Annotated in this window: 18 protein-coding genes and 1 pseudogene; 8 read left to right on the forward strand and 11 right to left on the reverse strand. The window is 72.6% G+C overall.

Going from position 1 to position 21,411, the window contains the following annotated elements:
* Positions 1–56: 56 nt before the first annotated feature.
* Positions 57–746, forward strand: coding sequence for a TetR/AcrR family transcriptional regulator (locus tag JOD46_RS16460; protein ID WP_204395545.1), 690 nt, complete (start codon positions 57–59; stop codon positions 744–746).
* On the opposite strand, the gene JOD46_RS16465 is transcribed toward JOD46_RS16460, so the two are convergent.
* The 4 genes from JOD46_RS16465 to JOD46_RS16480 are packed head-to-tail and all read right to left on the reverse strand — an operon-like array spanning position 668 to position 6,376.
* Positions 668–2,065, reverse strand: coding sequence for a UDP-glucose dehydrogenase family protein (locus JOD46_RS16465; protein ID WP_204395546.1), 1,398 nt, complete (start codon positions 2,063–2,065; stop codon positions 668–670). The two genes, JOD46_RS16460 and JOD46_RS16465, sit on opposite strands and share 79 nt — an antisense overlap.
* 32 nt (positions 2,066–2,097) lie before the next feature.
* A complete protein-coding gene (locus JOD46_RS16470) occupies positions 2,098–3,222 on the reverse strand; it encodes a right-handed parallel beta-helix repeat-containing protein (RefSeq protein ID WP_204395547.1) in 1,125 nt (374 codons plus the stop codon).
* Positions 3,219–5,036, reverse strand: a complete 1,818-nt coding sequence (locus JOD46_RS16475) for a right-handed parallel beta-helix repeat-containing protein (RefSeq protein WP_204395548.1) — start codon at positions 5,034–5,036, stop codon at positions 3,219–3,221. The genes JOD46_RS16470 and JOD46_RS16475 overlap by 4 nt, the downstream gene beginning before the upstream one ends.
* Positions 5,033–6,376 (reverse strand): glycosyltransferase, encoded by a 1,344-nt coding sequence (locus tag JOD46_RS16480; protein WP_204395549.1) that lies wholly within the window; start codon positions 6,374–6,376, stop codon positions 5,033–5,035. Before JOD46_RS16480 ends, JOD46_RS16475 begins: the two co-directional genes overlap by 4 nt.
* A gap of 499 nt (positions 6,377–6,875) precedes the next feature.
* On the opposite strand from JOD46_RS16480, the gene JOD46_RS16485 reads away from it, so the two are divergent.
* On the forward strand, positions 6,876–7,502 hold the full coding sequence (locus tag JOD46_RS16485; protein WP_204395550.1) for a hypothetical protein: 627 nt from the start codon (positions 6,876–6,878) through the stop codon (positions 7,500–7,502).
* Positions 7,499–8,278: a PspA/IM30 family protein gene (locus tag JOD46_RS16490; RefSeq protein ID WP_204395551.1), complete on the forward strand. Its 780-nt coding sequence runs from the start codon at positions 7,499–7,501 to the stop codon at positions 8,276–8,278. The genes JOD46_RS16485 and JOD46_RS16490 overlap by 4 nt, the downstream gene beginning before the upstream one ends.
* Before the next feature lie 13 nt (positions 8,279–8,291).
* Here JOD46_RS16490 and JOD46_RS16495 read toward each other — a convergent pair whose 3' ends face one another.
* A complete protein-coding gene (locus JOD46_RS16495) occupies positions 8,292–8,753 on the reverse strand; it encodes a hypothetical protein (protein ID WP_204395552.1) in 462 nt (153 codons plus the stop codon).
* A complete protein-coding gene (locus tag JOD46_RS16500) occupies positions 8,753–11,119 on the reverse strand; it encodes a molybdopterin oxidoreductase family protein (RefSeq protein ID WP_204395553.1) in 2,367 nt (788 codons plus the stop codon). The genes JOD46_RS16495 and JOD46_RS16500 overlap by 1 nt, the downstream gene beginning before the upstream one ends.
* A gap of 111 nt (positions 11,120–11,230) precedes the next feature.
* Here JOD46_RS16500 and JOD46_RS16505 point away from each other — a divergent pair, with 111 nt between their 5' ends.
* On the forward strand, positions 11,231–11,752 hold the full coding sequence (locus JOD46_RS16505; RefSeq protein ID WP_307835076.1) for an AAA family ATPase: 522 nt from the start codon (positions 11,231–11,233) through the stop codon (positions 11,750–11,752).
* A 6-nt stretch (positions 11,753–11,758) separates the two neighbouring features.
* On the opposite strand, the gene JOD46_RS16510 is transcribed toward JOD46_RS16505, so the two are convergent.
* Together JOD46_RS16510 and JOD46_RS16515 are read right to left on the reverse strand one after the other, a co-directional pair.
* Positions 11,759–12,715 carry a helix-turn-helix transcriptional regulator gene (locus JOD46_RS16510; protein ID WP_204395554.1) on the reverse strand — a complete coding sequence of 319 codons (957 nt, stop codon included), beginning with the start codon at positions 12,713–12,715 and terminating at the stop codon, positions 11,759–11,761.
* A 307-nt stretch (positions 12,716–13,022) separates the two neighbouring features.
* Positions 13,023–14,066 (reverse strand): alcohol dehydrogenase catalytic domain-containing protein, encoded by a 1,044-nt coding sequence (locus tag JOD46_RS16515; RefSeq protein WP_204395555.1) that lies wholly within the window; start codon positions 14,064–14,066, stop codon positions 13,023–13,025.
* A 202-nt stretch (positions 14,067–14,268) separates the two neighbouring features.
* On the opposite strand from JOD46_RS16515, the gene JOD46_RS16520 reads away from it, so the two are divergent.
* The 3 genes from JOD46_RS16520 to JOD46_RS16530 all read left to right on the forward strand — a co-directional run bounded on the left by JOD46_RS16520 (position 14,269) and on the right by JOD46_RS16530 (position 17,555).
* Entirely contained in the window at positions 14,269–15,705 is a 1,437-nt protein-coding gene (locus JOD46_RS16520; protein WP_204395556.1) for an MFS transporter, read from the forward strand.
* A 113-nt stretch (positions 15,706–15,818) separates the two neighbouring features.
* Positions 15,819–16,847: an EamA family transporter gene (locus tag JOD46_RS16525; protein WP_204395557.1), complete on the forward strand. Its 1,029-nt coding sequence runs from the start codon at positions 15,819–15,821 to the stop codon at positions 16,845–16,847.
* Between the two features lie 9 nt (positions 16,848–16,856).
* On the forward strand, positions 16,857–17,555 hold the full coding sequence (locus JOD46_RS16530) for an alpha/beta fold hydrolase (protein WP_204395558.1): 699 nt from the start codon (positions 16,857–16,859) through the stop codon (positions 17,553–17,555).
* A 46-nt stretch (positions 17,556–17,601) separates the two neighbouring features.
* Here the strand turns inward: JOD46_RS16530 and JOD46_RS16535 are convergent, their stop codons facing one another.
* The 3 genes and pseudogenes from JOD46_RS16535 to pip all read right to left on the reverse strand — a co-directional run.
* Entirely contained in the window at positions 17,602–18,366 is a 765-nt protein-coding gene (locus JOD46_RS16535; protein WP_204395559.1) for an alpha/beta hydrolase, read from the reverse strand.
* Complete coding sequence (gene ypfJ / locus JOD46_RS16540) at positions 18,366–19,244, reverse strand: KPN_02809 family neutral zinc metallopeptidase (RefSeq protein WP_204395560.1); 879 nt, start codon at positions 19,242–19,244, stop codon at positions 18,366–18,368. The genes JOD46_RS16535 and ypfJ overlap by 1 nt, the downstream gene beginning before the upstream one ends.
* A 522-nt stretch (positions 19,245–19,766) precedes the next feature.
* Positions 19,767–20,717: pseudogene (gene pip / locus JOD46_RS16545) on the reverse strand (prolyl aminopeptidase); the annotation flags it as partial.
* 156 nt (positions 20,718–20,873) lie between these two features.
* Between pip and JOD46_RS16550 the strand changes: the two are divergent.
* A complete protein-coding gene (locus JOD46_RS16550) occupies positions 20,874–21,368 on the forward strand; it encodes a DUF427 domain-containing protein (protein WP_204395561.1) in 495 nt (164 codons plus the stop codon).
* Positions 21,369–21,411 lie beyond the last annotated feature (43 nt).

The raw sequence follows: 21,411 nt of genomic DNA on the forward strand, positions 1-21,411 counted from the left end.
ACAATCTGTGTCGTTTCTGAACGACACACCATGTAACCTCTATTCCCGGAGGTGCGATGGATCCGCAGAACGCCCGGAGCCGGCGCACGCGCGCCGCGCTCCTCGAGGCCGCGCGCGAGATCGTCGAAGGGCAGGGCCTCGAGGCCCTCACGATGGGGGCGGTGGGCGACCGGGCCGGCGTCACCCGGCGCACGGTCTACCTCCGCTTCGAGTCGCGCACCGCCCTGGTCACCGCGCTCTTCGAACACGTCAACGAGGCCGAGGAGCTGGCCGAGTCGCTGCGCCCCGTGCACGACGCATCCGATGCCGCGGCCGCCCTTGCCGCCTGGGCCGCGCATGTCGCCCGCTTCCACCCCCGGATCGCGCGCGTCGCCCGCGCCGTCCAGGCCATGCGCGACGCCGACGCGGATGCCGCCGAGCACTGGAGGCTCGTCCAGGCGGACTGGTACCGCATCTGCCGCGAGCTCGCCGAACGCACGCGCGACGAGGGCGTGCTCGCCGACGGCTGGACCGTCGAGCGCATGGCCGACATGCTGCAGGCGTTGATGTCCTTCGACATCCTGGACACCCTGGTCGGACTCCACGGCTGGTCGGCCGATGCCTGCGCGGCGCAGCTGGGGCGACTGGCGCACTCGACCTTCCTGCGCCCCGGCACGCCGATCACCGCTCAGGCGGGCGCCGGCACCACCGAACGGCGGGGTGCCGGACGGCCGAGCGCTCGGAACTCCCAGCCGGCGCCGCGATAGGCATCCGCGTCGAGCGCGTGGCGACCGTCGACGATGCGGCGGCGGCCGACGAGCTCCCCGAGCGCCTCCGGATCGGCCTCGCCGAATTCGCGCCACTCGGTCAGGAGCGCCACGACGTCGGCATCGGTCACGGCCTCCGCGAGCGAATCGACGTAGTCGAGGTCGGGGTACGCGCGGTGCGCGTTCGCGTTCGCCTCGGGGTCGTACACGACGACGTGCGCCCCCTCGAGCGAGAGCATGCGCGCCACGTCGAGCGCCGGGGCGTCGCGCACGTCGTCCGAGTCCGGCTTGAACGCGGCGCCGAGGGCCGCGATGCGCGCACCGTCGAGGTCGCCTCCGGCGAGCTCGCGGACCAGGTCGACCATCCGCAGCCGCCGGCGCGTGTTGATGTCGTCGACCTGGTGCAGGAAGGCGACGGCCTCGCCCACGCCCAGCTCCTCCGCGCGGTGGGCGAACGCGCGGATGTCCTTCGGGAGGCACCCGCCGCCGAACCCGAGCCCCGGCTTGAGGAAGCGGCCGCCGATGCGGGCGTCGTGCGACAGCGCGGCGGCGAGCAGGTCGACATCGGCGCCGGTGGCCTCGCACACCTCGGCCATCGCGTTGATGTACGAGATCTTGGTCGCGAGGAAGGAGTTCGCGGCGACCTTGACGAGCTCCGCGGTGGGCAGATCGGCCACCACGAGCGGCGTGCCCTGCGCGAGGATCGGCGCGTACACGGCGCGCAGCTGGCGCTCCGCCCACTCCGAGGCGACCCCGAACACGAGCCGGTCGGGGTGCAGCGTGTCCTCGACCGCGAAGCCCTCACGCAGGAACTCGGGGTTCCAGGCCAGTTCGAGCCGGTCCCCGATGGGCGAGCGCTCGCGCACCATCCGCGTCAGGCGCTCGGCGGTGCCGATGGGGACGGTCGACTTGCCGACGAGCAGGGCCCGTCGGTCGATGCGCGACGCCAGCGCCTCGAACGCCTGGTCGACGAAGGCGAGGTCGGCGGCATCCGAGTCGCCGGCCTGCGGCGTGCCGACGCAGACGAAGTGGACGTCGCCGAAGCGCGCGGCCTCGTCGAACTCGGTCGTGAACGCGAGCCGTCCGGTCGCCAGCATCTCGGAGAGCTTCGCCTGCAGACCGGGCTCGAAGAACGGCACGCGGCCGGCGGCGAGCTCGGCGACCTTCCGCTCGTCGACGTCGACGCCGAGCACGTCGAAGCCGAGCGCGGCCATGCAGACGGCGTGGGTCGCGCCGAGGTAGCCGACGCCGACGACCGTGATCCTCGGGCGCTCGGCGATGGGATGGCTCGTGGACTCGGGGTGTCGGGTGGTGCCCATGTGTTCCTCCTGGGATGGCATCGGGTTCGGGGTCATTCGTCGCGGCACTCGACATTGCTCAGCTCGGCGCCTGAGCCGGAGACGGTGTTGTCGCAGGTCACGACGTTGTCGCGCTCGGGCTTCAACGAGAAGCCGAGGCCGTCGGCGCCGAGGTCGGCGGTGTTGCTGCGGAAGACGTTGCCGGTTCCCCAGCCGTCGAGGATCTCGTGGGTCTGGAAGCCGTCGGCCGGCGAGGTGGTGCCGGTGTTGCCCTCGATCAGCCAGCCGTTGCCCTTGACGTCGACCCACGAGTCGGCCTCGACCATCCCGGCGCCGTCGAACGTGTTGTCGCGCAGCACGCCGTCGGACGTGCCCTCCTTGAGGTCGACGCTCTCGGAGGTCGTGTTCGAGATGGCGTTGCCCTCGATCAGGTTGCGGTCGCTCGCGTCGGGCTCGCAGTCGCTGATGTCGCACCAGTTCGATTCGGCGGTGCCGATGTAGATGCCCTCGCCGAACTTCGGCTTCCGCAGTCCGGTGTCGCTGATCGTGTTGTGCAGCACCTGGTTGTCGGTGCTGCCGGCGCGGAGGTGGATGGCCTCGTCGCCGATGTGCGAGACGTCGAGGTCGCGGATGACGGTGTCGGTCGTAGCATCCGCCATCACGCCCTTCTGGCCGTTGCGCACGGTGAAGCCCTGCAGCACCCAGTGGCTGGCGCCGTCGAGGTGGACGACGTAGCCGTCGTCGGTGCCGCCGCCGTCGAGGATGGCGTCTCGCGACCCGCACAGCGTGATCGGGGCGTCGGGCTTCCCAGCGGCGGTCATGGTGAACCGACCGTCGTACCGCCCGGGTGCCATCGCGATCACGTCGCCCGGTCGCGCCGCATCGAGCGCGGCCCGGAGCTCGTCGGCGTCGGTGACGTCGACGGTCGCCTCGGTGCAATCGGGGCCGTCCGCCTCCCCGGTCGGCGCGTCGCTCGCGCCGCTCGAGCCGCTGCCGGCCGAGCCGCCGCTCTCCCCTGAGCCGCCGGAGGTTGCATCCTGCCTCGCCGCCCAGCCGATCGCGGCCGCACCGGCGACGATCACCGCGAGCACGGCGACGACGATGGCGACGAGGGCGCCGCGACCGGGAGCGGCCGCCGTGTGCTGCTCCGCAAGGTTGCTGCCTGCGTGGTTCGTCATGCCTTCCCTCTCAGTTCCTCGGCGGTCACGATGCCGGGCGAGAGCTCGGTGAGCGGTCGACGCTCGGCCTCGCGCTCGGCCCGACCGTGGTGATGCCGGAATCCGGCGACGGCGGTGAACAGCAGCAGGACCCCGAGTGCCACCCAGACGATGGTCAGGGGCTGCGCGATGGTGCGCACCACCGAGGTGGCCGTGACGCGCTGCTCCCAGGCGTCGACGTCGTTGCGCGCGAAGTACCCGCCCGACGCACGGTCGGAGAACGGCTTGGCGCCGTCGCCCGCGACGGTGTTGCCCGTCACCCGCACGCCGGTCGCGGTGCCGACCAGCGTCACGGCATGGTTCGTGATGTCGGTGAACTCGTTGTCGGCGACGACGGCCGACGCGTCGTGGATGCGCACGCCGGTGTCGACACCGGAGATCCGGTTGTCGTGCACCCGGCCCTCGACACCACCGTTGATGGACAGGGCCTGCCGGCTCTGCCCCGCCAGCCGGTTGCCCGCGACCTCCACGCCGGAGGCGCCGTCGTCGAGCGCGATGCCGACCACGCCGCCGGTGACGTCGGTTCCGGTCACCGTGATGCCCTCGCCGCCGTCGATGCGCAGGCCGTATCCCGCGTTGCCGGCCACGGTGCCGCCGTCGAGGTGCACGTCGCCGTACTCGACCGCCGGCGAGCCCGTCGCGCTCGGGCCGAGCGCCATCGGGCGCGCATCGATCGAGAGGCCGTTCCGGCCGTTGTGCGAGGCGGTGACCCCGGTCATGGTGATGCCCGAGCTCGATCGCTCGACGACGATGCCGTCCACGGCGTTGCCGGTGGACTCGGAGGACTCGATGGTGGTGGCCGTCACCGAGCGGTTCAGCACGATGCCGTCCACGAGGCTGCCGTGCACCCTGAGGCCGCTGACGGCGAGCTTCGTGGTCCACGACGCGAACAGGCCGAACGCGTTGCCCGTCGCCGTGACGTCGCTGATGGTTCCGCTCACCGTGCCGCCGGGGCGGGCGACGCCGTCGGTCAGCGCGGCGAGCTCCGATGCCGAGAGGGTCGGCGTCACGCCCGACTCGGTGCCCGCGTCGCCCGTCTCGGGCTGGGCGGGCACGTCGGTGCCTGTGAGGGCGAGACCGCCGGTCTCGCCGCTCCAGAAGCCGAGGTCCTCGAGCGCCGCGTGCTGGAGATCCACGGTGCCCCCGATGACGCGGAGGTAGGCGCGACCGTCGGAGGTGTCGGCATCCGTCCCGCCCGAAGCAGGGTCGAAGCTGGTGATCGCGAGCGGCGCCTGATCGGCGCCGTGGGCGATGAGGCCGCCGCCGAGCGTGATGATGGAAACGAACCCGTCGGCACCGCTGCGCAGCCGGAGGGCATCACCGCCCGTGCTCAGGTCGAGCGTGGCGCCGGCCAGCGCGACGACGTTCTCCTGGACCAGGATGGACCCGTCCGCCTGGGTGGCGACGCTGTCGGGCGCCGCCTCCTCGAGTTCGGCGAGGGTGTACGGATCCTCCCGGGGCGGGAGCACGAGCGTGGCTGCGGGCGTCGTGGGAACGCGGTACGGCCCGGTGAGCCAGGTCATCCTCGACGGCGCGGTCGCCGACACCTCGCGCACGAGATCGAGGCGACCGCGTTCGGCGCTCACGAGTGCCGCCTCCCGCTCGGCGTCACCGCGGTACGGACGCCCCTGGACCGAGTCGTCGGAGGCGACGCCGTATCCGCCCACCTCGTCGGTGGCGGCCGGCTTGCCGAAGAGGATGCCTGCGCCGAGGGCGCCGGCGACGATGAGCACGCCGAGCGCGATGGTGGCCAGGAGCCTGCGGAGCGTGGTCATGCGGCCACCTCCTCACGGACGGGCAGTTCCTCGATGGCGGCCCCGGCACCGTGCTCGAGCGAGTCGGAGGCCTGTCCGTCGCCGCCGACCTGGCCCGCGCGTCGGGTGAGCCATCCCTGCGTGTTCATGGTCGCGAAGGCGAGCAGCTTGACCGGCAGCGCGATGAAGATCACGGTCAGGGCGAGCAGCGGCAGGATCAGCAGGTCCTCGGGGTTCCGGCGCAGGTGCGAGAAGCCGCGGATGCCGCGACCGAGCAGGAGCCAGGCCGCCGCCGCCGTCACGCCGAGCGCGGTCGGCTCGAGGCGGGCGAACAGCAGGTAGAACAGGGTCATCCCCATCGTGACGGGCGTGAGCAGGATCTGCAGGACGGTCACCTGGGTGACGAACGGCACGCGCCAGAGCCACCCCGTGCCGACGGCGGTCAGGTAGCAGCGGTAGGAGTTGCGGCTCCAGCGCACCCGCTGCTTCACGAACGCGCGCATGGTGTCGGGGAACATCGACAGCGCCCGGGCACTCGACTGGTGCACGGTCTTCCAGCCCGACGAGAGCACCAGCCACGTCAGTCGGCCGTCGTCGCCCGCGATGCAGCGACGACCGAGGAAGAACTCGTTCTCGAGCTGCTCGAGCACCGGGAGCACCGCGGCACGCCGGTAGACGGCGGTGCGGCCCGAGAGGCACGGCACCGCGCCGGCGCGTCCCATCGCCGGGACGTAGTCGTAGTAGCGGAGGTTCACGAGCCAGTCGGCGATGCGGCGCCAGACGCTCGTGCCGCGCTGGTAGACGTTCTGGTGCGTGCCCACGCCGCCGACGTCGGGATCGGCGAACGGCATCTGGACGTTGCGCAGCAGCCCGGGCTGCCAGCGCGTGTCGGAGTCGGTGAGCACGAGCAGGTCGAACCTGGCCAGTCGGATGCCGGCGCCGAGCGCCGAGCGCTTGCCGACGTGGTGGAAGAGGATGGGGCGCACGCGTTCATCGCCCAGGGCGACGATGCGGTCGTAGGCCTCGAGGTCGGCGACGTCGAGCACGACGATGATCTCGTCGGGATCCTGCGCGCGCCACGAGTCGAGGCACTCCATGAGGATGCCGGGGTCCTCGTGGAACGACGGGACCACGACCGAGGTGGTCGCCCGGTGGTCGGTCACGATGGGGCGAGCGCGCCGGGAGAGCACGAAGCGGTAGACCCACAGCCCCCACACGATCGTTCCGGCGATCGCCACCGGGAAGTACGGGGAGATCGAGCCGAAGAAGTCCTGGATGGCGCCCCAGTCGATGGCCGAGATGATCTCCTCGAACCAGCCGATCAGGCCGTCGAGGGCAGACGTGCCGTCGGTGAAGGTCATCGGGTTCCTCGCTTTCCTGGGTGGGCGACCGGATGTCGCATCCGATCGCGGCTCAGCGTTGAACCGGGTCTCGAACGGCGTGGGGGTTGCGGGTCGCACGCCGCCGATCAAGTCGTCCACGTTAGGCAGGACCGGCCCGAAGCGTTTGGGGGTTTACGCGGTGGGGCGAGCGATCTACCCTGACTCCGCCGGGTCATTCGGGCCCGGGTCCGGTCGATGAGCGATTCTCCACGCCGATCAGGCGTTTCAGCGCCGACACGGACGGCGTGCGGGTCGCGAGACCACCTCGGCCGGGCACCCGATCGCCGTTCTGCGTGCTGGGCGCACGCTGGCCCCCCGCTGCGAGGTTCGGAAGAAGCGGAGAACGGGCGCCGCGTCGGCCGACGGTCCGCCGGTCCTGCGAATTCACCGCAGACCCTCACGCTCGGCCCGAACCAGGCGTAGATTGCGTTATATCGCGTTTCACGCCGGCGAGGCGGCGACGACGGAGGGGGCCATCGTGGACGTCATCTTCGGGGTGCTGCTCGCGCTCATGATCATCGTCGCGGTGTCGCTGACGACGGTCTTCCTCGTGGTCCGGGCCATCGCGAAGCGCATCCGGCGGAGCCCCGCGATCGGCGGCGCCGTGCTGCGGACGCGCGCACGCGTGGCCACCGGCCCGCGCGGCAAGGTGCTCCGCCTGCGCGTCCGGCTGCGTGAGACGCTCGAGAGCGGGCGCGCCGCGGTCGCCCTGGCCGCGAGCGGCACGGCCCCGCGCGGCGAGCTCTCGCGGCTCTTCCGCCGCATCGAGCACGAGGGCGAGGCGCTCGACCTGCAGCTGCGCCTCATGGAGAGCGAGCCCGACGCCGCGGTCCTCGCCGAGGAGCTGCCGGCCGCCGGGCGCCGCGTCGACCAGGTCGCCGACCTCGTGCACCGCCTCCGCGCGTCGGTCGGCGCCGGTCTCGGCGGCGTCTCCGACGACGCGCTCACCGCGCTCCGCGCCGAGGTCGACCGCGAGGTCGTCGCCCTTCACGCCGGGGTCGGGGAGCTGCGGACGCTGAACGCCCACGACGCATCCGGCCCGGGCCGGATCACCCCGCGGACCGCAGCGCCCGCACCCGCACCGAACAGGGGGAACCGCCCATGAGCAACAGCAACACCTCACGCATGCGGAGCATCTTCCGCACCAAGACCTCGAAGGCCCTCGACCGCATGGAGGACCCGAGGGACATGCTCGACGACAGCTACGACCAGCAGGTCAAGCTGCTGCAGCAGGTGCGCCAGGCGCTCGCCGAGGTCGCCACCGCGAAGAAGCGCGTCGACCTCCAGGGGCAGGAGCTCGGCAACCGCTACCAGCGGCTGGGCGCGCAGGCCAAGGAGGCGATCAGCCAGGGGCGTGAGGACCTGGCGCGTGCGGCGCTCGAACGACGCTCGCTCATCGAGCGGCAGGTGGCGCAGCTCCAGCAGCAGTACGCGGGCATGCAGGCCCAGACGAGCCAGCTCGAAGACCGCGAGCGCCGTCTCTCGGAGCAGATCGCGGCGTTCCGCATCGAGAAGGAGACCATCAAGGCGACCTATACCGCCTCCGAGGCGCAGGTGAAGGCCAACGAGGCGGTCGCCGGCATCGGGGCGACCATCGACGACGTCGGCACGAGCCTCGACCGGGCCCGCGACCGCGTGGCCCAGATGCAGGCGCGCGCCGCGGCGACCGACGAGCTCCTCGCGAGCGGCGCGCTGAAGGACCTCACCGCCCCGCCCGACGCCGACATCGAGCGCCAGCTCGCGGCGCTCAGCGCGAAGGCCGAGGTCGACCGTCAGATCGCCGAGCTGAAGGGCACCGAGGGCGGCTCCGGCGGCCGTCGGACCGGCGGCGCCGACGACGCGGGCGAGTGGCTGAGCATCGGGCAGGGCCCGACCGGCTGACCCCCGCGATCGCCTAGCGCGCCGCGACGAGCACCTGCGGCGCCGACTGCTTCATGCGCGTCACGAGCCACGCGAGCTGCACCGCGGTCTCGTGGTCGCAGCCCTCGACGACCTGCAGCAGTTCGGCGTCGCGCAGGGCCTGCGCGGCCTGCTCGACCATGACCCAGGTGACGTCGACCAACGTGGCGAGCAGGTAGAGGTCCTGCAGGTCGCGGAGCAGCCCGAGTGGGCCGGTGCGCGGCTCCCCGACGCCGTCATGGTGGAGGCGTTCGGGCTCGCCGCCCGACCCCGTCGTGCCGTAGCGCTCGATGACGGGCGCGAGCTTCGCGCGGTGCTCCTCGCACTGCGTCGCGTGGGCGAGGCACAGGAAGTGGATGTCGGGCTCGTCGCCGTGCGCGTTCGCCATCTGGCGGTACGCGTCGGCGAGCGACTTCTCCGACTCGTCGATGAGCGAGAGGTACACGGGCAGCTTCATCATTCGCCCTTCGCTCGGGCCACCTGCACGGCGGCGGTCTTGAACACGGGCTGCTTCGAGACCGGGTCCCACTCGGTGACCGTCAGCTCGTTGGCCGCGGTCGGATGGCGCTCCTCCGCGCCGGGCGGAGCGTCCCAGTAGCCGTAGTGGAACGGCGCGAACACGGTGCCCGGCTGGATGGCGGTGATGCGCACCGGTGCGACGATGCGCCCGCGGCGCGACGTCACCTCGACGGCGTCGCCGTCCGCAAGGCCGCGCTCCGCGGCATCCGCCTCGGCCATCTCGAGCCAGACCGACGGCGCGGCCGCGTCGAGCTCGGGCGAGCGCCCGGTCTTGGTGCGGGTGTGGAAGTGGTGGGTGGCGCGCCCCGTCGTGAACCGGAGCGGGTACTCGTCGTCCGGGGGCTCGTGCGGTCCGGTGTAGGGGGCGGACTTCAGGTGCGCCCGGCCGTCGGCCCGCAGGGCCTTCGCCTTCTCGGGACCGACGTCCGCCCCTGTGAGCAGGTCGTGCCCGTAGTTCTCGCACTCGTCGGGGCTCGTCGGGAACCGCCCGTCGGCGTAGAGCCGATCGGTGCTCGTCGTCTCGCCCTCGCGTCGCGGCCAGCGGATGCCGCTCTCCCGGCGCAGGTCGTCGTACGAGATGCCGGTGTAGTCGCACGGGCGCCCGCGCGAGCACTCCTGCCAGGCGCGGTAGGCGTCCTCCGGCCCCGCCCAGTCGAGCAGCGGGCCGCCGTCGTTCCGGCGGAAGTCCATGCGCCGCGCGTAGTCCAGGAAGATGTCGAGGTCGGACCGGGCCTCGCCCGGCGGCTCCACGGCCTGCTCCGAGAGGTGCACGGTCCGCGTCGTGTTCGTGAACGTGCCCGTCTTCTCGCCCCACGCGGCCGCGGGCAGCACGACGTCGGCGAGCGCGGCGGTCGCGGTCAGGTAGAGGTCCTGCACGACCGTGAAGGTCTCGGGCCTCGACAGGATGTCGCGGATGCGCGCGAGCTGCGGCAGCGACACCGCGGGGTTGGTCGCCGAGATCCACAGGAACCGGATCGAGCCCTGCTCGACGTACCGGAAGAGCTGCATGGCGTGCGTCGGCGGCGCCCAGTGGGGGATCTTCTGGGCGTCGACGCCCCAGAGCGTCGCGAGCTCCTGGACGTGCTCCGGGTTCTCCCAGTTCCGGAAGCCCGAGAGGTCGCCGTCGGCGCCGGTCTCGCGGTTGTTCTGCGCGGTCGGCTGGCCGTTCATCTGCAGCAGCCCCGCGCCGGGCTTGCCGATCATGCCGCGCAGCAGGTGCAGGTTGTCGACCTGGCACGACGAGGCGGTCGCCTGCGCCGACTGGTAGAAGCCCTGCAGCACGGTCGAGACGACCCGGTCGGTCGTGCCGAAGATGCGGGCGGCCTCGCGGATGTCGTCGGCGGCGACGCCGCACACCTCGGCGGCGCGTTCGGGCGTCCAGGGCTTCACCTGCTCGGCGAGCTCCTCGAATCCGACCGTGTGCTCGGCGACCCACGCGTCATCCGTCCACCCGTTGGCGATGAGCTCTCGGACGAGCGCCAGCATGAGCGCGAGGTTCGTGCCGGGATTCACGGCGAGGTGCACGGTCGCGCGCTTCGCGACCGGCGTGCGGCGTGGGTCGACGACGACGAGCGCGGGCGGCTCCGGCCCGTCGAGTCGGTCGAGCACGCGCGACCAGGCGACCGTCTGCGTCGCGGCCATGTTGTGGCCGTAGAGGAACAGCGCCTCGCACTCGTCGAGGTCCTCGTAGCAGCCGGGCTGGCCGTCGGCCCCGAACGACTCCTTGAGGGATGCCGCGGCCGTCGCCGTGCAGAGCCGCGTGTTGCCGTCCATGTGGGGCGTGCCGACGCCGGCCTTGCCGATGACCGCGAGCGCGTAGTACTCCTCGAGGAAGAGCTGCCCGCTCGTGTAGAAGCCGTGGCTGAGCGGCCCGATCTCCTCGAGCAGCGCGCGGCTGCGCTCGACGATGAGGTCCATCGCCTCGTCCCAGCTCGCGGGCTCGAGCACGCCGTCGCGACGCACGAGCGGCGTGGTCAGCCGGTCGCGGTGCTCGACGCCCTGCCAGCTGGCGTAGAGGCCCTTGGGCCCGAGCCGGCCGTGGTTGATCGGGTCGTCGGCGCGGCCGCGGATGCCCACCATCCGGCCGTCCTTGACGGCGATGTCGCACCCGCAGCCGTTGCTGCACAGCACGCACGCCGAGCGCACCCAGCGATCCACGTCGCCCTCGGCGACGCCGTCGGCCAGGAGCTGGTCGACGCGCTCCGGCCAGTGCGCACCCCGTCCGAACGGGGTCCGGGTTCCCCAGACGTCCTCGACCCGATCACGCGAACCCGGCGTCGTGATGGTCCTGCCCTGCTCGGTCATGTCGACGACTGTCGGACGCGTGGATCGATCGGGCAACCCCCTTGCGATCGGCGACCGTGAGTGCGACCCCGGCTGGTAGCATCCGGCCATCGAGCGCCGAAGGAGGCCGCCGTGTCGAACTGGTACGTCATCACGGGCGGCCCCAGCTCGGGCAAGACCACCACGGTCGACCTGTTGGCGCGGCGCGGCTACCGCACGGCGATCGAGCAGTCCCGCCACTACATCGACCTGCAGCGACTCGGCGGCCGGTCCGTCGCCGACATCCGCTCGCGCCAGGTCGAGTTCCAGCGCAACGTGCTCGACCTGCAGCTCGCGCAGGAGGCCGCCCTCGATCCCGACGAGATCGTGTTCCTCGACCGCGGGCTGCCCGACTCGCTGGCGTACTACCGGTTCCTCGGGCTCGAGCCCGATGCCCGATTGCTCGAGGCGCTGGCGCACCTGCGCTACCGGAAGGCGTTCATCCTGAGCCTGCTCCCGCTGCACCCCGACTACGCCCGCACCGAGGACGCCTCCGCGCAACGGCGCATCCACGACCTGCTGCTCGAGGTGTACTCCGAACTGCCCATCCCGCTCGTAGAGGTCCCGGCGGTCGGACCGGAGGAGCGGGCCGACTACATCCTGTCGCGCCTGTAGAGCGGCTCAGGCGGCGAGACCGCGGCGGTACCGCGTCGCCGAGGGGAGTTCGCCGTACTCGCGTTCGTACGCCTCGGCGAACCGGGAGAGGTGCACGAACCCCCACCGCCGCGCGATCGCTCCGACGCGTTCGGCGGGATCGGCGAAGCGGAGCTCGTCGCGCACCCCCGCGAGGCGGATGGCACGCAGGTGCTCCGACGGCGGCCGCCCGGTCTCGCTGACGAATGCCGAGTGCAGGCCGCGGACCGAGATGTGCACGGCCTGCGCGACGTGCTGCACGGTCAGGGGCGTGTGCGCCCGGGCGTGCATGACCTCGAGCGCGGCGCGCACCACGGCCGAGCGAGCGCCCGGTCGGACGAGGCCCCCCGTGACGCCGGGGACGCCGAGATCGAACGCGTGCAGGTATGCGACCGCGAGCCGATGGAACGCCGCTTCGGCGATCAGGGGCTCGTCGAACGCCTCGGGCGCGCCAGCGATCGCCCGCTTCACGGTCTGGACCGTCGACTCCCAACGACGGCCGAGCTCGGCCGACCGCGCGGGCAGCTCGATCGGCTGCAGGCGGAGCACGGGCTCGCCGTACGTCATCGCGGCAACCTCCTCGAGCCTCGACCGATCGAGCACGACGGCCCGTGCGGCGAAGCTCTCCCAGTCGGCCGTGATGCCCTCGGTGGCGTTGACGTAGGGTCGGCTGGCGTCGACCGCGCGCCGGCCATGGCGCAGTTCGAACCCGCGCCCGCGCCCGGAGACGACCACGACGTCGTCGGCCTCGGCGTCGACATCGGCGGCGGTCGTGAACGCATAGTCGAACACCGAGAACCCGGGCGCGCTCTCGGTGCGCATGACGAGGCCGAACGTGTCGCGGTCGACGCGGGCGAACTCGAGACGGGGCACGATGGGCGCGAAGGCTTCACGAGCCGCCTCGGGATCGTTCGTCGTGAACGTGGACCGTTGCAGTCCTGGCATCAGCAATCCTTCGCGTCCGACGCGCGGGTCGCGGCGGAGTCCGAGCAGTCTACGTGCGCCTGACTCCGAGCACGCCGTACTGGACGAATCCGGTGGATTCCGCTAGGGCTCGACCGTCGCCGCGCGAGAGCCGGTCCCCCAGCGATGTCCGCAATCGGCACGGTATCGCCGCTGGGCGACGCATCCCAGCACCGGTGGGCGAGGATTGGGATCGCGGCCGGGTCAGCGTCGGGTCAGGGGGACAACGGCGCCGACCCGTTCCGTGCCCATCGAGCGACGGGGCGCCCCGGCGGCGTGGGGATGCCGCTCAGAGCTCGACGACGGTCATGCCCGACCCCGCGCCGCCCGCGCGGCCCATCGCGGCGAGCGCCTCGGGAACGTCGTCGAGTCCGATCGTCCGGCCCACGAGCTCGATCGGCCGGAACGCCTCAGAGGCGACCGCGCCGAGCAGGTCGGGATACTCGTGAGCGGCCATGCCGTGGCTGCCGAGGATCTCGAGCTCGCCGGCGATCACCGCGTCCATGGGCATCGCGGCGGTCGCCTCGTCGGCGAGCATGAGCCCGATCTGCACGTGACGGCCGCGCTTGCGGAGGCTGCGCACCGACGCGAAGGAGGTCTCGGGGCTGCCGAACGCGTCGACCGAGAGGTCGACTCCCCCGCCGCTGGCCTCGCGGATGCGCTCGGCGGCGCCGTCGCCACCCTGGATCGGGATGGCGCCGAGCTCGGCCGCCGCGGCGAGCGCGGCCTCGGACACGTCGACGCCGTAGACGGGGACGCCGGCCGCGACGGCGATCATGATCGCGGAGAGCCCGACGCCGCCGCATCCGTGCACCGCGACCTGCTCGCCGGGCTGCAGCCGGCCGCGCGCGATGATCGCACGGTAGGCCGTGGCGAACCGGCAGCCGAGCGAGGCGGCCTCGACGAAGCCGAGCGAGTCGGGCAGGCGGATGAGGTTGAGCTCGGCCTCGTCGACGACGACGTACTCGGCGAACGAGCCCCAGTGCGTGAAGCCGGGCTGCCGCTGGGCGTCGCAGACCTGCTCGTTGCCCGAACGGCACTCGTCGCACCGGCCGCACGCGCAGATGAACGGCGCGGTGACCCGGTCGCCCACGTGCCATCCGCTCGCCTCGCCGATCTCCGCGCCGAGCTCGGCGATCTCGCCGGCGAACTCGTGCCCGGGCACGTGGGGCAGCGCGATGGCCTCGTCATGGCCCATCCAACCGTGCCAGTCGCTGCGGCACAGCCCGGTGGCGCGCACGCGCACGACGGCGCCGCGCGGAGGGCAGGCGGGGCGGTCCACGTCGACGAGCTCGGGCTGGTCGCCGAAGCCGCGGTACATGACGGCGCGCACGGGTTCCTCCTCAGGGTTCGACCGGCCGCCGGCCGGCACCGTGCGCCGGGTCGCGCGCCCCCTCGGCGATGACGTGAACGGATGCCTCGGCGAGGCGACCTCCGGAATCCTATCGGGACTCGCGGGAATAGCCGGCGATGGGCTACAGTTCGAGTGTGTAGATACCCCTACCGGGTATTAGTATTGAGATTCGGAGGACCCCATGTCGGACGCATCGCGCCCCGCGCCCCGCCGGTGGCTCGGGCTCGCGCTCATCGCCACCGCGCAGTTCATCGTCATCATGGACACGTCGATCATCGGCGTGGCCCTGCCCGACATCCAGGCCGACCTGGGCTTCACGCCCGAGTCGCTCTCCTGGGTGTTCAACGCCTACGTCATCGCCTTCGGCGGACTGCTCCTGCTCGGCGGGCGCCTGTCCGACGTGTTCGGCGCGCGCCGCATGTTCGCGACCGGATGGGCGACGCTCCTCGTCGGCTCGATCCTGGCCGGCGCCGCCGACGGCGTGGCCCTCGAGCTCGCCGGCCGCGTGGTCCAGGGCGCCGGATCCGCGCTCATCGCCCCCGCCGCGCTCACGCTGCTCATGACGCTCTTCGGCGGCACCGCCGAGCTGCCCAAGGCCTTCGCCGTCTACGGCGCGGCCGCGCCGATCGGCGGCACCGCGGGCGTGTTCCTCGGCGGCGTGCTCACCGAGTACGCGAGCTGGCCGTGGGTGTTCTACGTGACCGTCCCGATCGCGGCCATCGTGCTCGCGCTCACACCCCTCGCGCTGCCCCGCGTGGCCGGGGCACGCGCCCGCATCGACCTCGCCGGCGCGGTGACCGCCACGCTCGGCCTCGCGGCCGTCGTCTACGGCGTGGTCCGCGCACCCGAGGCCGGCTGGGGGTCGACCGAGGTGCTCGTCGCGCTCGGTGCAGGCGTGGTGCTGCTCCTCGCCTTCTTCGCCATCCAGGCTCGCCGTCGCACGCCGCTGCTGCGGCTGGGGATCCTGCGCGAACCACAGCTCGGTGCCGCGAACCTCGCGCAGGTGCTGCTTGGGGCGGCGTGGGTGCCGATGTGGTTCTTCCTGAACCTCTACCTGCAGCAGGTGCTCGGCGCCGGTGCCTTCGCCGCGGGTGCGGCGCTCCTGCCGATGACCGGCCTCATCGTCGTGGGCATGATCGTGCTCGCGCCGCGCCTGCAGGCGCGCTTCGGCACCAAGGCGATGGTCGTCTCGGGCTTCGCGCTGCTCGCCGCCGGCCTCGGCTGGCTCGCCCTGGTCCGACCCGACGGCTCGTACGTGGTCGACGTGCTCGGCCCGTCGCTCGTCGCCGCGCTCGGCATGGCCCTCGCGTTCGTCCCGTCGCTCGGCACCGCGATCGGCGCCGCGCCGATGGCCGAGACCGGCGTCGCGTCGGGCCTCGTGAACACGAGCTACCAGATCGGCTCGGCCGTCGGCCTCGCGGCGCTCACCGCGGTGTCGGCCGCCGTCACGGCCGGGGCGACGGATGTCGCGTCGCTGACCGACGGCTACAGCGCCGCGTTCGTCGGTGCGGGCATCATCGCGGTGCTCGGCCTGATCGCGGCCGCCGCCATGCTGGCCGGCCGGGCACGGTCGGCCGCGGGCTCGACCCCGGCCGAGGCCGAGTCCGTGCCCGCCTGACCCGCGGCGCTTACGACCGGACGGGATCCGGCGCCTCCTCACCGGCGCCGGGTCCCGTCCTCGTCATCCGCCGCCTCGGTGCCGTCGCCGAGCGGATTGTGTAACAATGCAGCATGCGCTCCGTCCTGCTCGTGCTCGCCGCGGCGGTCTGCTTCGGCACGACCGGCACCGCCCAGGCGCTCGGCCCCGACGCCGACCCGCTCTCGCTCGGCACGGCGCGCATCCTCATCGGCGGAGGGGCCCTCGCGGCCGTGGCCCTCTCCCTCCATCTCGCCGGGCGCCGCGGCGACGCGACCGGGACATCCGTCGCCCCGGCGCTCGGCGGCTCGGCGCCCGGCGGTTCGGCGCCCGGCGGTTCGGCCACAGGTGGCCGCACACCGCGCCTGGTTCCCGCGCTCGCGGTGCTCGTCGGCGCCGCCGGCGTCCTCGCCTACCAGCCGGCATTCTTCGCCGGCACGGCCGCGAACGGCGTCGCCGTCGGCACGGTCGTCGCGCTCGGCTCCGCACCGGTCCTCACCGGGGCGCTCGACTGGGCGCTCCGCCGACGGTTCCCCGGCCGCGCGTGGATCGTCGCGACCGTGCTCGCGACGACCGGTGTCGGCATTCTCGCGGCCGCGACCGGAACCGGCACCGGGCCGTCGGGCGTCGACCCGCTCGGCGTCGCCGCCTCCGTCGGCGCGGGTGCCTCGTACGCGGTCTACACGCTCGCGGGCAAGTCCCTGCTCGACCGCGGCTGGAACTCGTCGGCGAGCATGGGTGCGATCTTCGGCGTCGCCGCGGCCGCCAGCCTGCCCATGCTCCTCATGACGGATACCTCGTGGCTCGCGGCGCCCGACGGCCTCGCCATGGCCCTCTGGCTCGGGCTGGTCACCACCACCGTGGCGTACCTGATGTTCGGCGCCGGGCTCCGCCGCCTCGCGCCCGCGACCGTCTCGACCCTCACGCTCGCCGAGCCCCTCACCGCGACCCTGCTCGGGGTGCTCGTCCTGCAGGAGCAACTGCCGGCCACGGCCATCGCGGGCCTCGGGGTGCTCGCGTCGGGCATCATGCTGCTCGCGGTGTCGAGCAGCCTCCCGATGCCGCGGCGCGGCGCCGCGCGAGCCGCATCTCCCGCGCCCGCCGATGTCGGGGGTGCGGCCTAGCCTCGCAGGATGGACGTCATCCTCATCCCCGGCTTCTGGCTCGACGCGAGCTCGTGGAGCGACGTGACGCCGGCGCTCGAGGCGGCCGGTCACCGCGTGCACGCCGTGACCCTCCCCGGGCTCGAGTCCGCCGATGCGGCGAGGGCCGGGATCAGCCTCGACGACCACGTGGAGGCCGTGGTGCACCTGGTCGACGACCTCGCCGGCTCGGTCGTGCTGGTCGGGCACTCGGGCGGCGGGGCGATCGCGCAGGCCGTCTCCGATCGGCGGCCCGACCGGGTCGCGCGCGTGGTCTACGTCGATGCCGGGCCACTGGCCCCCGGCGACCCGATCAACGACGACCTGCCGGTCGTCGGCGACGAGATCCCGCTGCCGGAATGGTCGGTCTTCGGCGAGGGCATGCTCGCCGACCTCGACGAGGAGCACCGCCGGCGGTTCCGCGAGCGCGCGATCCCCGAGCCCGCGCGGGTCGCCTCCGACCCGCTGCGCCTCGGCGACGAGCGCCGACGCGACGTGCCGACGACCGTCATCACGTGCGAGTACCCGAGTGCCCAGCTGAAGGAATGGGTCGCCGGCGGCGCCCCGTTCGTGCGTGAGCTCGCCGCGATGCGCGAAGTCGAGTACGTCGACCTTCCCACCGGACACTGGCCGCAGTTCACCCGGCCCGCCGAACTCGGCCGCCTGCTCGTCGACGCGATCGACCGCTGAGGCGCTGGGAGGGCCGCGGCGCCGCCGCGCGGGCCGGGCCGCTCGATCAGCCCGCCGGCGCGGCGTCGGCGAGGAACCTGGCGACCGCCCCGGCGATCCCGTCCCGCGCGGCCTGCCGGTCGATCGTCGCCTCGCCGTCGCCCGGCTGGGCGCCGTAGTCGCCGAACGACGCGTGGTTGGCCCCCTCGATGAGCACCGACACCGCGTCGTCGGGCAGCATCCCGGCGCGCGCTGCCACCTCGTCGGGCGTGCTGAGACCGTCGTGCTCGGCCACGATCGAGAGCACCGCGAGGCCCGAGTCCGAGAGGTCGTCGACGCAGTAGCTGCCGAACAGCATGAGTCCGACCACGTCGAGGTCGGGGTCCGATCCGTCGGCCGCCTCCGCCGCGAGCTGGCACGCGCGCACGCCGCCGAGGGAGTGCCCGCCGACGAACCACTGCTCGACCTCGGGCGCGTCCGCCGTGAACGCCGACAGCGGGCGCGTGTCGAAGAACGCGAGGTTCAGCGTCGGCCGCGTGATGACGACCGTCATCCCGGTCTCCTCGGCGATGCCGGCCATCTTGTAGAGGTAGGCCGAGGGATGGACCTTCGCTCCCGGCACGAACACCAAGCCCATGCCCGACCCGCCGTCCGTCGGGGTGATCACGAACGAGCGGTCGGTCGACGTGATCTCCACGGCGTCCGAACGCCACGCGTCGAGCGAGGCGGGGCGGTCCCCCGCGAACACGATGTTCGCGTACACGAGGAACGCCACGACCCCGAGCACGAGCACGGCCGCGACCGCGGCGAGCACGGCGCCGAGGCGCCGCATCAGAGGTCGTTCCCGCTCACGCCGAACGTGTCGCAGGCGCCAGCGCCCTGCTCGTAGCCGGTCTCGAACCACCGCACGCGCTGCTCGCTCGTGCCGTGCGTGAACGCGTGCGGGTTGACCTGGCCCTGGGTCGTCTCCTGGATCCGGTCGTCGCCCACGGCCGCGGCGGCGCTCAGCGCCTCGGTGTACTGCTCGCGCGTGATCGGCTGCAGGAACGTCACCCCGTTCGCATCCTCGGTCGTCGAGGCCGCGCCGGCCCACGCACCCGCGAAGCAGTCGGCCTGCAGCTCGACGCGCACGGCGTTCGAGGTGGGCCCGGTCTGCCCGTCCTGCGACGACTGGAGGATGCCCGCGAGGTTCTGCACGTGGTGGCCCCACTCGTGCGCGACCACGTACATCTCGGCGAGCGGGCCGCTCTCGGCGCCGAACTGCTGCTCGAGCGTGTCGTAGAACGACGTGTCGATGTAGATGGTCTGGTCGGGCGGGCAGTAGAACGGACCCGTCGCCGACGACGCGTTGCCGCACCCCGTGGCGACCGCCTGGCTGAACAGGACGAAGTCCTGCGGGCCCACGTAGTCGACGCCGATGCTCGGCGCCGCCTCCTGCCAGTAGTCCTCGAGCGACGCCGACGCGCCCTGCATGCGGCAGTCGATGCGCTCGTTGGCGTCCTGTCCGGTCTGGCACTGCTCGAGCGCGGAGTCCTCCTGAGTGGTCCCTTGGTCGCCGCCGCCCAGAAGGCCGGTCAGGTTCACGCCGAGGAACTGCGACAACAGGACGAGGGCCAGGGCGCCGAGACCGCCGCCGACGGCGATGCCCGTGGTGCGGCCGCGTCGCGACGCCTTGCCGCTGCTGATGTCGGAGTCGGGGTTGAACGTCATGCCCCGACGCTACTCCGCGGGTGCGTCGGGAGCATCCACCTTCCGTTCGGTCTGCGCCGACGATACGCTTTCGGGTTCATCACCGGATGACGCGTCCTCGTCATCGTCGTCGGACTCATCGTCATCGTCATCGTCGTCGGACTCATCGTCGTCATCGTCATCGTCGTCGTCGGACTCATCGCCGTCGTCGTCATCGTCATCGTCATCGTCGTCATCGTCATCGTCATCGTCGTCGGACTCGTCGGATTCGTCGTCGGACTCGTCGGATTCGTCGTCGGACTCGTCGGATTCGTCGTCGGACTCGTCGGACTCGTCCTCGGACTTGTCGTCGTCGTCCGAATCGGCGTCACCGGCCGGCTCCACGCGCTCCGCCGACTCCTCGCCGTCCTCCGACTCCTCGCGATCCTCCGACTCCTCGCGCTCCGCCGACTCCTCGCGATCCTCCGACTCCTCGCGCTCGGCCTCCTCGACGGCGGCGGCCGTCACCGCGGCGTCCGCCCGCTCCGCCTCCGCCCCGAGCGCGGCGAACCGGTCGGTCGCGGCGATCAGCGCGTCGAGGATCCCGGGCTCGTCGAACGCGTGGCCGGCGTCGTCGATGATGCGCAGCTCGGCCTCGGGCCAGGCCCGGTGCAGTTCCCACGCGGTCATCATCGGCGTGCACATGTCGTAGCGGCCCTGGACGATCACCGCGGGGATGCCGCGCAGCCGCTCGGCATCGCGGATGAGCTGGCCCTCGTCCCACCATCCGCCGTGCCGGAAGTAGTGGTTCTCGATGCGCGCGAACGCGGTCGCGTACTCGGCCGCCGTGAACCGGGCGATCGTCTCGGCCTGCGGGAGCAGCGTGATGGTGGACGACTCCCAGCGCGACCAGGCGATGGCGGCGGGTTGGTGCACGCCGGGGTCGGGGTCGCTGAGCAGCCGGTGGTAGGCCTCGATGAGGTGCACACGCTCGCCGATCGGCACGGGCTCGAGGAAGCCCTCCCACAGGTCGGGGAAGATCGCCGACGCGCCGCCCTCGTAGAACCAGTCGAGCTCCTGCCGGCGCAGCGTGAAGATCCCGCGGAGCACGAGCTCGGTCACGCGCTCGGGGTGCGTCTGGGCGTACGCGAGCGCGAGCGCGCTGCCCCAGGATCCGCCGAACACCTGCCAGCGGTCGATGCCGAGGTGCGCGCGCAGGCGCTCCATGTCGGCGACCAGGTGCCAGGTCGTGTTCGCCGAGAGGTCGGCGTCGGGCTCGGATGCGTGCGGGATCGAGAACCCGCACCCGCGCTGGTCGAACAGCACGATGCGGTACTTCGCGGGGTCGAACAGGCGTCGGTGCGTCGGCGTCGTGCCACCGCCGGGTCCGCCGTGCAGGAAGACCACCGGCTTGCCCTCGCGGTTGCCGGACACCTCCCAGTAGATGTGCTGGCCGTCGCCCACGTCGAGCATGCCCGTCTCGAGCGGTTCGATCTCCGGATAGAGCTCTCTCATGCTGTCCCCTCAGTCCGGCCCACGGTCGTTCCGTTCACGCCCCCGAGTGCAACGCTAGCGGGGGCGCATGGTGCTCCACGACGGCGCGCCGCCGCGAGACGGCCGCTCGGGCGCCATCCTCGGCTCCGTCTCAGGTGCGCGTCCTACCGTGCGGCCATGCGACCAGTCCGTGATCCCGTGGCGCCGGGTCAGGAGTCCGTCTGGGACTACCCGCGCCCGCCCCGGCTCGAGCACGTGGACGTGCGGGTGACCGTCGACCTGGGCGGCGAGCGCATCGTCGACACCCGCGATGTCGTGCGCGTGCTCGAAACGAGCCATCCGCCCGTCTACTACCTGCCGTTCGCGGCGTTCGCCGAGGGGTCGCTGACGCCCACCTCCGGGTCGTCCTTCTGCGAGTTCAAGGGCGCCGCGGGCTACCTCAGCGTGCACGGCGGCGGGCGCACGGCCGAACGCGCCGCGTGGTACTACCCGGACCCGTCGCCCGGATTCGAGGATCTCAGCGGCCGGGTGGCGCTCTACGCCGGCCCGATGGACGCGTGCACGGTCGACGGTGAGCGCGTGGTGCCGCAGCCCGGTTCGTTCTACGGCGGGTGGATCACGTCGCGCGTCGCGGGCCCGTTCAAGGGCGCGCCGGGCACCATGGGGTGGTGACCCGGTGCGGATGCCGCGGCCCGCAGCCCCGGCGTAGGCTCGC

This window comes from Agromyces aurantiacus (assembly GCF_016907355.1).
Lineage (GTDB): Bacteria > Actinomycetota > Actinomycetes > Actinomycetales > Microbacteriaceae > Agromyces > Agromyces aurantiacus.

Bases quoted from the DNA above. Each gene is read 5' to 3' on its own strand.
- JOD46_RS16460 (WP_204395545.1), top strand. From the start codon at position 57: ATGGATCCGCAGAACGCCCGGAGCCGGCGCACGCGCGCCGCGCTCCTC.
- JOD46_RS16465 (WP_204395546.1), bottom strand. From the start codon at position 2,065: ATGGGCACCACCCGACACCCCGAGTCCACGAGCCATCCCATCGCCGAG.
- JOD46_RS16470 (WP_204395547.1), bottom strand. From the start codon at position 3,222: ATGACGAACCACGCAGGCAGCAACCTTGCGGAGCAGCACACGGCGGCC.
- JOD46_RS16475 (WP_204395548.1), bottom strand. From the start codon at position 5,036: ATGACCACGCTCCGCAGGCTCCTGGCCACCATCGCGCTCGGCGTGCTC.
- JOD46_RS16480 (WP_204395549.1), bottom strand. From the start codon at position 6,376: ATGACCTTCACCGACGGCACGTCTGCCCTCGACGGCCTGATCGGCTGG.
- JOD46_RS16490 (WP_204395551.1), top strand. From the start codon at position 7,499: ATGAGCAACAGCAACACCTCACGCATGCGGAGCATCTTCCGCACCAAG.
- JOD46_RS16495 (WP_204395552.1), bottom strand. From the start codon at position 8,753: ATGAAGCTGCCCGTGTACCTCTCGCTCATCGACGAGTCGGAGAAGTCG.
- JOD46_RS16500 (WP_204395553.1), bottom strand. From the start codon at position 11,119: ATGACCGAGCAGGGCAGGACCATCACGACGCCGGGTTCGCGTGATCGG.
- JOD46_RS16510 (WP_204395554.1), bottom strand. From the start codon at position 12,715: ATGCCAGGACTGCAACGGTCCACGTTCACGACGAACGATCCCGAGGCG.
- JOD46_RS16520 (WP_204395556.1), top strand. From the start codon at position 14,269: ATGTCGGACGCATCGCGCCCCGCGCCCCGCCGGTGGCTCGGGCTCGCG.
- JOD46_RS16525 (WP_204395557.1), top strand. From the start codon at position 15,819: ATGCGCTCCGTCCTGCTCGTGCTCGCCGCGGCGGTCTGCTTCGGCACG.
- JOD46_RS16530 (WP_204395558.1), top strand. From the start codon at position 16,857: ATGGACGTCATCCTCATCCCCGGCTTCTGGCTCGACGCGAGCTCGTGG.
- JOD46_RS16535 (WP_204395559.1), bottom strand. From the start codon at position 18,366: ATGCGGCGCCTCGGCGCCGTGCTCGCCGCGGTCGCGGCCGTGCTCGTG.
- ypfJ (WP_204395560.1), bottom strand. From the start codon at position 19,244: ATGACGTTCAACCCCGACTCCGACATCAGCAGCGGCAAGGCGTCGCGA.
- JOD46_RS16550 (WP_204395561.1), top strand. From the start codon at position 20,874: ATGCGACCAGTCCGTGATCCCGTGGCGCCGGGTCAGGAGTCCGTCTGG.